Annotated in this window: 10 protein-coding genes; 8 read left to right on the top strand and 2 right to left on the bottom strand. The window is 71.7% G+C overall.

The window, feature by feature from the left end; all coding sequences use genetic code 11:
- Positions 1–59 precede the first annotated feature (59 nt).
- The 6 genes from ABWV20_RS09095 to ABWV20_RS09070 are packed head-to-tail and all read left to right on the top strand — an operon-like array spanning position 60 to position 7,431.
- Positions 60–1,277 carry an ABC transporter substrate-binding protein gene (locus ABWV20_RS09095; protein WP_353354717.1) on the top strand — a complete coding sequence of 406 codons (1,218 nt, stop codon included), beginning with the start codon at positions 60–62 and terminating at the stop codon, positions 1,275–1,277.
- The gene (locus ABWV20_RS09090) at positions 1,277–2,146 is read left to right on the top strand and encodes a branched-chain amino acid ABC transporter permease (RefSeq protein WP_353354716.1); all 870 of its coding nucleotides are present in this window, start codon (positions 1,277–1,279) and stop codon (positions 2,144–2,146) included. Before ABWV20_RS09095 ends, ABWV20_RS09090 begins: the two co-directional genes overlap by 1 nt.
- Positions 2,143–4,080 (top strand): branched-chain amino acid ABC transporter ATP-binding protein/permease, encoded by a 1,938-nt coding sequence (locus ABWV20_RS09085; protein ID WP_353354715.1) that lies wholly within the window; start codon positions 2,143–2,145, stop codon positions 4,078–4,080. Before ABWV20_RS09090 ends, ABWV20_RS09085 begins: the two co-directional genes overlap by 4 nt.
- Positions 4,077–4,883 (top strand): ABC transporter ATP-binding protein, encoded by an 807-nt coding sequence (locus ABWV20_RS09080; protein ID WP_353354714.1) that lies wholly within the window; start codon positions 4,077–4,079, stop codon positions 4,881–4,883. Before ABWV20_RS09085 ends, ABWV20_RS09080 begins: the two co-directional genes overlap by 4 nt.
- Entirely contained in the window at positions 4,880–5,854 is a 975-nt protein-coding gene (locus ABWV20_RS09075; protein WP_353354712.1) for an MBL fold metallo-hydrolase, read from the top strand. Before ABWV20_RS09080 ends, ABWV20_RS09075 begins: the two co-directional genes overlap by 4 nt.
- Entirely contained in the window at positions 5,851–7,431 is a 1,581-nt protein-coding gene (locus ABWV20_RS09070) for an FAD-dependent monooxygenase (protein WP_353354710.1), read from the top strand. Before ABWV20_RS09075 ends, ABWV20_RS09070 begins: the two co-directional genes overlap by 4 nt.
- 13 nt (positions 7,432–7,444) lie before the next feature.
- Here the strand turns inward: ABWV20_RS09070 and ABWV20_RS09065 are convergent, their stop codons facing one another.
- Positions 7,445–8,119: a SprT-like domain-containing protein gene (locus ABWV20_RS09065; protein WP_353354709.1), complete on the bottom strand. Its 675-nt coding sequence runs from the start codon at positions 8,117–8,119 to the stop codon at positions 7,445–7,447.
- Between the two features lie 218 nt (positions 8,120–8,337).
- Between ABWV20_RS09065 and ABWV20_RS09060 the strand changes: the two genes are divergently transcribed.
- On the top strand, positions 8,338–8,784 hold the full coding sequence (locus ABWV20_RS09060) for a rhodanese-like domain-containing protein (protein ID WP_353354855.1): 447 nt from the start codon (positions 8,338–8,340) through the stop codon (positions 8,782–8,784).
- Complete coding sequence (locus tag ABWV20_RS09055; protein WP_502901776.1) at positions 8,748–9,455, top strand: DNA methyltransferase; 708 nt, start codon at positions 8,748–8,750, stop codon at positions 9,453–9,455. Before ABWV20_RS09060 ends, ABWV20_RS09055 begins: the two co-directional genes overlap by 37 nt.
- A gap of 90 nt (positions 9,456–9,545) precedes the next feature.
- Here ABWV20_RS09055 and ppsA read toward each other — a convergent pair whose 3' ends face one another.
- Entirely contained in the window at positions 9,546–11,921 is a 2,376-nt protein-coding gene (gene ppsA, locus ABWV20_RS09050; RefSeq protein ID WP_353354707.1) for a phosphoenolpyruvate synthase, read from the bottom strand.
- Between the last annotated feature and the right edge of the window lie 42 nt (positions 11,922–11,963).

The following is an 11,963-nucleotide window of genomic DNA, read 5'->3' as shown; positions in this document are numbered from 1 at the left end:
CCACACCTTCCACGCCAGATATCGCCAGAGCCACAGTGACGTGGCAGATGGGACGAGCCATGACCTCCCGCATCCCTTCCCCATCCCGCAGGCGCTCGCTGACCCGGCTGTCGGCAGTGCTCGTCAGCGGCGCCCTCGTCCTCGCCGGCTGCGCCGAGAGCGAGGAGTCCCCGACCCCGGCCGGCACAGCCGGAGGCGGTGACCAAGGACCGATCAAGATCGGTGCCGTCCTCGACATCACGGGCGCCGGGGCCACCCTCGGTGTCCCGGAGCGGCAGACGCTCGAGATGCTCGCCGCGCAGGTCAACGCCGACGGCGGCGTCAACGGCCGCACGATCGAGCTGCTCATCGAGGACGACCAGTCGACCGAGGACGGCGCCGCGAAGGCCGTCAACAACCTCATCTCCAGCGAGCAGGTCGACATCATCCTCGGCGCCTCCCGCACCGGGCCCAGCCTCGCGATGCGCCCGATCGCCGAGCAGGCCGAGATCCCGATGATCTCGCTGGCCGCCAACCAGAAGATCGTCGACGGCAGCAAGTGGGTCTTCAAGACGGCGCAGAACGACCGCGTCGTCCTCGAGAAGATCGTCGACGACATGACCGCGAAGGGCTACAAGAAGGTCGCGCTCGCCCGGGACGCCTCCGGCTTCGGCGAGGGGGTCGCCGAGATGCTCGGCGAGATCGGCAAGTCCGCGGGGATCACCGTCGGCACGGTCGAGAAGTTCGCACCCGACGCCACCGACTTCACCGCCCAGATGGTCAAGATCCGTGAGGCCAAGCCGGACGCCGTCGTCATCTGGGGCATCCCGCCGGCCGCCGGGCTGGCCCAGAAGGCCTACCGCCAGCTCGATCTGAAGGCGCCCGTCTACCAGTCGCACGGCATCGGCAACCAGGCGTTCCTCGACACTGCGGGCGAGGCCGCCAACGGCCTGCTCGCCCCGCTCGGCCGCATGCTCGTCGCGGACCAGCTCGGCGAGAACGACCCGCAGAAGCCGGTCGTCACGAAGTTCATCGCCGACTTCAAGGCGAAGTACGACCAGAACCCGTCGACGTTCGCGGGCCACGCGTACGACGGCTTCATGATCGCCGTCGAGGCCCTCAAGAAGGCGGGCACCGACAAGGCCAAGCTGCGTGACGCCATCGAGCAGACCGCCGACTGGCCGGGCATCAGCGGCGTCTTCACGATGACCCCGCAGGACCACTCCGGCCTGACCAAGGACGCCCTCGTGATGGTTCAGATCAAGGACCAGACCTGGTCGGTGGCAGACAACAGCTGATGAGCGACCTCCTCCAGCTCGTCTTCTCGGGTCTGGCCCAGGGAGCGGTCTACGGCCTCGTGGCGCTCGGCTTCGTCGCCATCTTCTCGGTCCGCGAGATCGTCAACCTCGTCCAGGGCGAGTACGCAGCGCTCGCCGGGCTCACGGCCATCAGTGCCGTGGGTCTCGGCGTGCCGCTGCTCGTCGCGGCCGTCGTCGCGGTGCCGATCGTCATCCTGGTCGCCGTCGCGCTCGAGCGGCTGACGATCGCGCCGATCAAGCGGATGACGCCGCTGCTGTCGATCATCCTCACGCTCGGGGTCTCGACCGCGGTCAAGGCGACGATGCTGCTCATCTGGGGTCCGGAGTCGCGACGGCTCGAGCCCTTCCCGGGGTCGGACTTCACGGTCGGAGGGGTGAGCGTCAGGTCGCAGGAGCTGTGGGTGCTCGGCACGGCCGCCGTCCTCGGCTTCCTCGTCGTCCGCTTCTACGAGCACACCCTCCACGGCAAGGCCCTGCGAGCGTGCGCGGAGCAGCCCACCGCGGCGCGGCTCGTCGGCATCTCACCCCGCACGGCGACGATGGTCGCCTTCGCCATCGCGGGTCTGGTCGGCGCCACGGCAGGCGTCATCGGCGCGCCGATCTACCTCGCCTCCTGGACGTCCGGGTTGACGCTCGGGCTGAAGGGCTTCGTGGCGGCCACCCTCGGTGGGCTGGTGTCGTTCCGCGTCGCCATGCTCGGCGGGCTCATGCTCGGCGTGCTCGAGAACCTCGTGGCCGGCTACGGCGCCTCGGGCTACCGCGACGCCGTCGCCTTCGTCGTGCTCGTGCTCGTCCTCCTCATCCGTCCGCAGGGCCTGGCCCTCAAGACCAGCGGGGTGCGAGTGTGACCACCGCGACGAGCCGCGTCCCGTCGATCCGTATGCCGCTGGGCTCGTCCCGGTGGCGCCGCTGGGTCCCCTTCCTCGTCCTCACGATCGCCCTGGTCGTCTTCCCCCTGGTCGCCTCGACCTCGATGGTCAACGTCGGCGTCTACGCCCTCATCTACGGCCTCGCCGCTATCGGCCTGTCCCTGCTCATGGGGCTGGCCGGACAGGTGAGCCTGGGCCACGCGGCGTTCTTCGCCGTCGGCGGCTACACCCAGGCGCTGCTCGTGACGAAGGCCGAGTGGCCGATGTGGCCCGCGGCCGTCGTCTCCACGCTCGCCGCCATGGCCGTGGCCCTGCTCGTCGGCCTTCCGCTGCTCCGGCTCCGCGGCCACTTCCTCGCCCTGGCCACTCTCGGCCTGGGCATCATCGTCACCGTCGTCGTGCGCGAGCTCGACATCACCGGCGGGACGTCAGGTCTCTACGGGATCCCCAAGCCGGAGTTCGGCGGTCGCCTGTACAACTCCGCGCAGGAGTACTTCTGGCTCCTGGCGCCGTTCGTCGTCGTCGGGTTGCTCCTCGCCACGAACCTCGTGCGCAGCCGGACGGGGCGAGCCCTCGGAGCCGTCAACGACTCCGAGGTGGCGGCCGAGTGCCTCGGGGTCGACACGTTCGCGCTGCGTCTGCGGGTCTTCGTCCTCGCCGCCGGGTATGCCGGGCTGGCCGGCGTCTTCTACGCCCACTGGCTCGCCGTCGTGTCGCCGGAGGCCGCGGGCTTCGAGCTGAGCGTCGAGATGCTCCTCATGGTCGTCCTCGGCGGACTCGGCACGGTGTGGGGCGCCGTGACGGGCGCCGTCGCGGTCAGCGCGATGGACGAGGGAGCCCGGGACCTCATCTCGGCCATCATTCCCGGTGCGAGCGGCGAGGTGCAGCTCATCGCGTTCGGTGTGGTGCTGGTCCTCGTCATCATCCTGGTGCCGGGTGGCCTCGCCCAGCTGTGGCAGCAGGCCACCGGGCGGCTCCGGGGGTTCTCGGCGGCACGAGGTGCACACTCGACGCGAAGTGAGAGGGAGGGAGCGGCCCCGGCGGCAGCGCCGGCCGCCCTCGGCGGGCTCCTCCTCGGCGCCGACCTGCCCGAGCGCGGCTCGGCCCTGCTCACGGTCCGGCACCTGACCAAGCAGTACGGCGGCGTGACCGCGCTCGCCCAGCTGGAGCTCGACGTCGGAGCGGGCGAGATCGTCGCCCTGATCGGGCCGAACGGCGCCGGCAAGACGACCGCGTTCAACATGATCAGCGGAGTCCTGCCACCGACCTCCGGCACGGTGACCCTGCGCGGCCGCGAGGTCCAGGGCCAGCGGCCGCACGTGGCTGCGTCCCTCGGGGCGACCCGCACGTTCCAGAACCTCCAGGTGTTCGGCAGCACGACGGTCCTCGGCAACGTCAAGGTCGCCCGGCACCTCCGCAGCCGGGCCGGGCTCCTGCGCGGCATGGCCGGGCTGGCCCGGTCAGAGGAGCGGGCCATCGACACCGCGGCCCGCGAGGCCCTCGACGCCCTCGGGCTGTCCGAGCACGCCGACCGACCCGTCGCCGACCTCCCCTTCGGGATGCAGCGCCAGGTCGAGATCGCGCGGGCCCTCGCGCTCGGCCCGGCGCTCGTCATGCTCGACGAGCCGATGGCCGGACTCTCCGGTCCGGAGCGGACCGGGCTCTCGCGCCTCCTCCGCGAGGCGAGCGCCGCCGGCGTCGCCGTCCTCATCGTCGAGCACGACGTCGAGGCCGTCCTCGCCCTCGCCGACCGCGTCGCCGTCCTCGACGACGGCCACCTCATCGCCATGGGCAGCCCGGACGAGATCCGCAACGACCCGGCGGTCATCGCGGCCTACCTCGGCGTCGCCGCAGAGGACGAGAGTCTGGTCCGCCAAGCGGCGGCGCGCGTGGAAGGCGAGGTGACGTCATGAGCGCGGCAGCGACGAAGCCCGGCACCGCGGACGGTGGCCTGCGCGTGGAAGGGCTGCGAGCGGCATACGACCGGCTCGAGGTGCTCCACGACGTGGACGTCACGGTCCGCCCCGGCGAGCTCGTCGCGATCGTCGGCGCCAACGGCGCTGGAAAGTCGACGCTGCTGCGCTCGGTGTCCGGCCTGCTCCGCCCGGCAGCCGGGCGGGTCACCGTCAACGGCGCGGACGTCACGCGCCTCGGGGCCGAGCAGATCGCTGCCCGCGGACTGAGCCACGTGCCGGAGAACCGGCTCGTCTTCCCGTCGCTCACCGTCGAGGACAACCTCGCGCTCGGTGGCTGGCTGCGGATGCGGGACAAGAAGTACCCCGTCCGCCGGGCCGCTGCGCTTGAGCTGTTCCCGCGGCTCGCCGAGCGACTCGACCTGCAGGCCGGTGCCCTCTCCGGGGGCGAGCAGCAGATGCTCGCCATGGCGCGGGCCCTCATGGCCGAACCGTCCGTCATCGTCCTCGACGAGCCGAGCCTCGGGCTGGCGCCCAAGGTGGTTGGCGAGATCGTCGCCGCCCTCGCGCAGCTCCGTGACGACCGCGGGCTCGCCGTGCTGCTCGTCGAGCAGAACGTCCGGGCGGCGTTCCTCGTGGCGGACCGGGTCGTCGTCATGGACCGCGGGAGGGTCGTCGCCGAGGGAACACCGAAGGAGCTGGCCAGGGACGACCGGGTCCGCCGGGCGTACCTCGGCGGAGGATCGACGTCCTCGAGCGCGATCCTCGACGTCGTCGAGCCGCAGACCAAGGAGGAGCCGTGACAGAGACATCATCGAGCCGACCCTTCGCCTCCTCAGCCGATCTGGAGGAGAAGGTCGAGACCGTCGAGGTCCTCGGCGACGGGCTGTACGCCCTGACCGCAGAGGGCGACCCGAACGTCGGGGCCATCGAGGGCGAGGACTTCGTCGTCTGCTTCGATGTCCGCGCGACCCCGGCCGCCGCCCGGGACTGGCTCGCCAAGCTGCGCGAGCACACGGACAAGCCGATCCGGCACGTCGTCCTGTCCCACTACCACGCGGTCCGAGTGCTCGGCGCGAGCGCCTACGGCGCCGAGGAGATCATCGCTCACGAGTCGACCCGACGACTCATCGACGAGCGCGGCGAGGCGGACTGGAAGAGCGAGTTCGGACGGATGCCAAGGCTGTTCAAGAAGCCGGAAGAGATCCCCGGCCTCACCCACCCGACGATCACCTTCGCCGACGAGCTGTGGATCCCCCTCGGCGGCGATCGGGGTGACCTCGTCCTGCGATGGGTTGGGCGCGGACACACCGAGGGTGACATCGTCGCCTGGGTGCCCGCGCAGAAGGTGCTCTTCGCGGGCGACCTCGTCGAGTCCCACGCCGCCCTCTACACCGGCGACGCCTACCACCGGGACTGGGCCACGGGCACGCTCGACGCGGTGACCTCCCTCGGCGCCGAGGCGGTCGTCGGCGGCCGTGGTGCCGTGGCCAGGGGCCGGGAGGCCGTCGACGCGGCGATCGCCCAGACCCGCCACTTCCTCGAGGTCCTCATGGCGGAGGTGTCTGCGGTCCACGAGCAACGCGGCACGCTCAAGGACGCCTTCGACGCCGCGCACTCCGCCCTCGTCGGGGAGTACGGGCGCTGGCCGATCTTCGAGCACTCCCTGCCCTTCGACGTGGCTCGCTTCTGGGACGAGCTCAACGGCGTCGAGCGGCCCGTCATCTGGACGGCGGAGCGCGACCGCGAGGTGTGGGACCAGCTCCAGCGATGACCGTCCTCGTGCTCGGAGCCGGACCCGTGGGTCAGACGGCCGCCCTGGCCCTGGCCCGCTGGGAGGTTCCCGTCATCCTCCTCGACCAACGGCCGCAGCGGGACCCCGTCGGCTCGAAGGCGATCTGCCAGCAACGCGACGTCCTCGACTTCTGGGCCGAGCTCGGCGCCGGCGCGATCGCCGAGGAGGGTCTGACCTGGTCCCGGGCCCGGACGTTCCACCGCGACGAGGAGCTGTTCGTGGTCGACCTCAGCGACCCGGGCCGCTCGCCGTACCCACCCTTCGTCAACATCTCCCAGGCCCGGACCGAGGAGGTGCTCGACCAGGCCATCGCCCGGCACCACCTCATCGACGTCAGGTGGGGGCACCGCGTCACCGCGATCAGCCAGCCGGGCGACTCCGTCACCGTGCGGTGCGAGACTCCCGACGGCGAGGTCGAGCTCACCGGCGACTACGCGATCGCGTGCGCCGGCTCCCGCGCGTCGGACGTTCGGTCCATGCTCGGCGTGGAGTTCGAGGGGGAGTCCTTCGACGACGCCTTCCTCATCTGCGACATCGAGGCCGGTCTCCCGGGCTGGGAGCAGGAACGCCGGTTCTACTTCGACCCGACGTGGAACCCCGGCCGCCAGGTCCTCATCCACCCGTGCCCCGGCGGCCTCTTCCGGATCGACTGGCAGGTGGATCCGGACTTCGACCTCGAGGCCGAGCGCACCTCAGGGCACCTCGACCGACGGATCAGGCAGATCGTCGGCGACACGAGCTACCGGCTCGACTGGTCGTCGGTGTACCGGTTCCACGCGCGGATGGCGTCGCGATTCCTTGTCGGTCGCGTCCTTCTCGCCGGCGACCTGGCGCATCTCGTCGCGCCCTTCGGGGCCCGCGGCCTCAACTCCGGCGTGCCGGACGTCGAGAACGCGGCCTGGAAGATCGCCTGGGTCCTGCGCGGCTGGGCCGGGCCGGAACTGCTGGCGACGTACGAGCAGGAACGCCGCGCCGCCGCCGCGGAGAACCTCGAGGTGACGTCGGCGACGATGGACTTCCTCGTCCCCCACTCCCCCGAGGCCGCCGCCCGCCGCGCGGCACTCCTCGAGGCCGCGCGGCGGGACCCGGTCGCCAGGGCGCAGGTCGACTCGGGCCGCCTCGCCGAGCCGTTCTGGTATCTCGACTCACCGCTGACGACGCCGGCCGACGACCGGCCCTGGCCGGGGCGACCTCCGCGCGGCGCAGCTCCTGAGCCGGTGCCCGGCGTGATCCTGCCCGACGCGCCGGTGCGGCTCGCGGAGCGACCCGAGGTGACGCACGTGCGACAGCTCGCCCGTGCGGGTCTGCTCGCGCTCGCCGGCCCGGCGGCCGACGTCACGAGCGCTCGGGAGGCGCTCGCCGCAGGGGCCGGGCCGGCACCCCACGCGGTCCTCGGGCTCGCGGAGAACGAGCCCAGCGGCATCCTCCTCGACTCGCTCAAGGCGCACCCTGCCGACATCTGGCTCGTCCGGCCGGACGCGCACACCTGTGCCGTGGTGCGCGACCCCGCCGAGCTCGTCGCGGCGGCCCGGAGAGCCTTGGGTCACCCGAGCTGACGGGCCGGTCGGCTCAGCCGGCGTGCTCCACCCAGGCAAACGGGACGGAGAGCACACCGTCCGGGACGCGCACCCGGTAGCGCGTCCGCCCCCGGGTGACGATCCGGCCCACGGCGCCGTCGTACTGGCCCGGCGCCGCGATGCGGACCACGGCGCCCGGCCCGAGGCGGCCGGGAGCCAGGTGGGGGAGCCCGAGGAGCAGGGCGTCGAGCTCGGCCGCGTAGTTCGGGTGCATGGGCACCCGCCGGCCCCGGTGGGTCCAGTCGAACACCCGCGCCGCCTCCGGCCCGGCGCAGCGCGTGCAGAGGGCGACCCTCGACGGCATCCGGTGCCGGGTGGTGCGGTGCCCGGCGGCGCAGGTGCCCACCCAGTCGCCCACGATCCCCGGCGCGTCGGCGGACGAGCAGCGCTCGCCCGTGCACCCGATCGCCCGAGCCCTGGCCCGCCACACGGCGTCGTGACCGTGGCCCGGGCCGACCAGGGCGTGAGCGATCTCGTGGAGGATCGTGTCGCGGACCTCGGCCTCCGGATGGAGGCGGGTCAGGTGGGCACTCAGCGAGATCTCGCGCTTGGCCGGACGACAGACCCCCGCCCTCGTCCGCGCGCGATCGAGGTTCAGGGTCCAGTCGCCCAGACCGTGCACGGCCATCAGCTCGCGGCCCAGTTTCAGTGCTGCGCTCAGCTCCATCGATGTCCCTACTGTCGGTGCCCCTGCGGAGACCCTAGGAGGGCCCACCGACACCATCGGTGCTGGGGCAGCCGACGGCCGAGGATCAGCGGAAGGCCTCCTCCTCGATTGGGTGCGTCATACCCCCTGGGGTATCTTTGGCCTGGCCCCGCGCCCGCTCGGCCCCGGACACTGATCCACAATGGGCCTGCGACCCCGACCTCGTCAGGAGCTCAGCCATGTCACACCGTCGTCGTCTCGCCGGCGCCCTGCTCGCGCTCGTCGCCGTCACCTCCGTCGCCGCCTGCGGCTCGGACGACGCCGTCACCCTCTCGTCCGCCTCCGCCGCGGCTGCCGCACCGGCACCCGGCGCCGAGCTCTCCGCGGCCGACTTCGCCGCGGCAGCGAAGCGCGAGGGCACGACCATCCTCGACGTGCGGACCCCGGCCGAGTTCGCCGAGGGCCACCTGCCGGGGGCGGTGAACATCGACGTGCAGAGCCCCGACTTCGCGGCCCGGATCGCGCAGCTCGACCCCAAGGCGCCCTACGCCGTGTACTGCCGGTCGGGCAACCGCTCGGCAGCGGCCCTCCAGCTGATGCAGGGCGCCGGCTTCACCTCCGCGTACCACCTCGGCGGGGGCATCGGCGCCTGGCAGCAGGCAGGCGGAGAGGTGGTCACGAACTGAGCCCGGACCCGAGCCTGCCGGCCTACCTCACCGCGACCGCGTCCGAGCTCGCGGCCGAGCGGGTCGCCGGCGCCGACGAGGACGTCCACTTCACCGAGCACATCGCCGCCGAGGTGGTCGAGCGTCTCACGCAGCCGGGCGACCTCGTGCTCGACCCGTTCGCCGGGTTCGGGACCACCCTGTCGGTCGCGGACCGGCTCGGCCGCCGGGTGCTCGGGGTCGAGCTGCTCCCCGAGCGAGTGGAGCTGATCCGGGCGCGGGTCCCTCGAGCGACGGTCATCGAGGGCGACGCCCGTGGGCTGCACCGGCTCCTCCCCGACGGGTCGGAGCCCGTGGCGCTCTGCCTCTCGTCGCCGCCCTACATGACGGCCAACGCCCACCCCGTCGACCCGTTGAGCGCCTACACGTTGGTCGCGGGCAGCTACCAGACCTACCTCGCAGACCTGGCCGCCATCGCGCGGACGATCCGTCGGCTGCTCCGTCCCGGTGGGCACCTCGTGCTCAACGTCGCCAACATCCGCCATGCCGGGCACACCACTGCGCTCGCCTGGGACGTCGCTCGGGCGGTCGGCGCCGTCCTGCCCTTCCAGGGCGAGACCGTCGTCCACTGGGACACCCTCCCGCACGACTTCACCGGCGACTACCTGCTCACCTTCCGCCGGGAGGACTGAGCACCCCAGCGGCGGCGAGCCCAGCGGCATACGGACCATGCCGTATGCCGCTGGGCTGGGACCGCGCGGGCGTCTGCGTGGGTGCCGGGCTCAGCCTGCGTGCTTGGCGAGGCGCAGCCACGTGTCGACGACGGTGTCCGGGTTGAGCGACATCGACTCGATGCCCTCGTCGAGGAGCCACTCGGCGAGGTCGGGGTGGTCCGAGGGGCCCTGGCCGCAGATCCCGACGTACTTGCCCTGCTGCCGGCAGGCCCGGATCGCCATGCTGAGCAGCTTCTTCACCGCAGGGTCCCGCTCGTCGAAGGAGCCGGCCACGAGCGACGAGTCCCGGTCGACCCCGAGGGTCAGCTGGGTCAGGTCGTTCGAGCCGATCGAGAAGCCGTCGAAGTGCTCGAGGAACTCGTCGGCGTTGACGGCGTTCGAGGGGATCTCGCACATCATGATGACCTGCAGGTCGTTCTCCCCGCGGCGCAGGCCGTGCTGACCGAGGAGGTCGATCACGGCCTTGGCCTCCGAGACGGTGCGCACGAACGGGATCATCACCTTGACGTTGGTCAGACCCATCTCGTCGCGGACGTACTTCAACGCCTCGCACTCCATCGCGAAGCACTCCACGAAGCTCTCGGACACGTAGCGGGCGGCGCCACGGTAGCCGAGCATGGGGTTCTCCTCGTGCGGCTCGTAGCGGTCGCCGCCGAGCAGGCCGGCGTACTCGTTGGACTTGAAGTCGGACATCCGCACGATGACGGGCTCTGGCGCGAAGGCCGCGGCGAGCATGGCGATGCCCTCGCTCAGCCGCTTGACGAAGTAGTCCCGCGGGTCGGCGTAGGCGCCGATGAGCTGCTCGATCTGCTCCCTCACCTCGGGCTGCTGGTCGTCGAGCTCGAGGAGGGCGCGGGGGTGGATCCCGATCTGCCGGTTGATGATGAACTCGAGGCGGGCCAGGCCGATGCCGCGGTGCGGCAGGCGGGAGAACTCGAAAGCCTGCTCGGGGGTGCCGACGTTCATCATGATCTTGACCGGGACGTCGGGCATCTCCTCGAGGGCGGTCTCGTCGACGCTGTAGTCGAGCAGGCCCTCGTAGACAAAGCCGGTGTCCCCCTCGGCGCACGACACGGTCACCTCGTGGCCGTCGGCCAGGGCGGTGGTGGCGTTGCCGGAGCCGACGACGGCGGGGATGCCGAGCTCGCGGGCGATGATCGCGGCGTGGCAGGTGCGGCCGCCCCGGTTGGTGACGATCGCGCTCGCGCGCTTCATGATCGGCTCCCAGTCGGGGTCGGTCATGTCGGCGACGAGCACCTCACCGGGCTGGAACTCGTGCATCGACGCGACGTCCGTCAGCACCCGGACCGAGCCGGACCCCACCTTCTGGCCGATGGCGCGGCCCTCGGCGACCACCGGGCCGCGCTCGTTCATCCGGAAGCGACGCAGCGTCGACGAGCCGGCCCTCGACTTGACCGTCTCGGGCCGCGCCTGGAGCACGTAGATCCGGCCGTCGACGCCGTCGCGCGCCCACTCGATGTCCATCGGGCGGCCGTAGTGCTCCTCGATCCGCACCGCGTGCTGGGCCAGCTCGGTGACCTCGTCGTCGCTCAGGCTGAACCGCGCCTGGTCGGCCGGGTCGACGGGGACGAACTCGGTCGTCCGGCCCACCGACGCGTCCTGGGTGTAGACCATCTTCGTCGCCTTGGCCCCGATACCCCGCTTGAGGATCGCGGGCCGATCGGCGCGCAACGCCGGCTTGTAGACGTAGTACTCGTCGGGGTTGACCGCCCCCTGGACAACGCCCTCGCCGAGGCCATAGGCGCTCGTGATGAAGACGGCGTCGGGGAAGCCGGACTCGGTGTCGATGGTGAACATGACGCCCGAGGCGCCGATGTCCGAGCGGACCATCCGCTGGACGCCGGCGGACAGCGCGACGACCGAGTGGTCGAAGTTGCTGTGGACGCGGTAGGCGATCGCCCGGTCGTTGTAGAGCGAGGCGAAGACGAGCTTGATCGCGTGGAGGATGTTGTCGATCCCGCTGATGTTGAGGAAGGTCTCCTGCTGCCCGGCGAAGGAGGCGTCGGGCAGGTCCTCTGCGGTGGCGCTCGACCGCACCGCCCACGAGACGTCGTCGGTGCCGGCAGCGGCGACGAGCTCGTCGTAGGCACCGCGGATCTCCGCCTCGAGGTCCGCCGGGAAGGGCTGCGACTCCACGGCGTCGCGGATCTCGCGGCCGACCTCGGCGAGTCGTCGGACGTCGTCGACGTCGAGGTCGTCGAGCAGCGCGTTGATCCGGTCGGCGAGGCCCTCGTGCGAGAGGAACCTCCGGTAGGCGTCCGCGGTCGTCGCGAAGCCGTCGGGGACGGACACCCCCGCCTTCGACAGGTGCTGGACCATCTCCCCCAGGGAGGCGTTCTTGCCGCCCACCGAGTCGACGTCGGCGAGCCCCAGCTCGCGGAACCAGCGGATGTTGGCGGTCATGTGTGTGTCCTTTCGTCGGCGGTGACGGGCAGCGCAGGTGGG

The sequence above is a fragment of the Intrasporangium sp. DVR genome (genome assembly GCF_040365325.1).
Classification (GTDB): Bacteria; Actinomycetota; Actinomycetes; order Actinomycetales; family Dermatophilaceae; genus Intrasporangium.
Note: the sequence above shows the minus strand (reverse complement) of the source record. Positions and strands in the feature narration are given on the sequence as shown.

Bases quoted from the DNA above. Each gene is read 5' to 3' on its own strand.
- ABWV20_RS09095 (WP_353354717.1), top strand. From the start codon at position 60: ATGACCTCCCGCATCCCTTCCCCATCCCGCAGGCGCTCGCTGACCCGG.
- ABWV20_RS09090 (WP_353354716.1), top strand. From the start codon at position 1,277: ATGAGCGACCTCCTCCAGCTCGTCTTCTCGGGTCTGGCCCAGGGAGCG.
- ABWV20_RS09080 (WP_353354714.1), top strand. From the start codon at position 4,077: ATGAGCGCGGCAGCGACGAAGCCCGGCACCGCGGACGGTGGCCTGCGC.
- ABWV20_RS09070 (WP_353354710.1), top strand. From the start codon at position 5,851: ATGACCGTCCTCGTGCTCGGAGCCGGACCCGTGGGTCAGACGGCCGCC.
- ABWV20_RS09065 (WP_353354709.1), bottom strand. From the start codon at position 8,119: ATGGAGCTGAGCGCAGCACTGAAACTGGGCCGCGAGCTGATGGCCGTG.
- ABWV20_RS09060 (WP_353354855.1), top strand. From the start codon at position 8,338: ATGTCACACCGTCGTCGTCTCGCCGGCGCCCTGCTCGCGCTCGTCGCC.
- ppsA (WP_353354707.1), bottom strand. From the start codon at position 11,921: ATGACCGCCAACATCCGCTGGTTCCGCGAGCTGGGGCTCGCCGACGTC.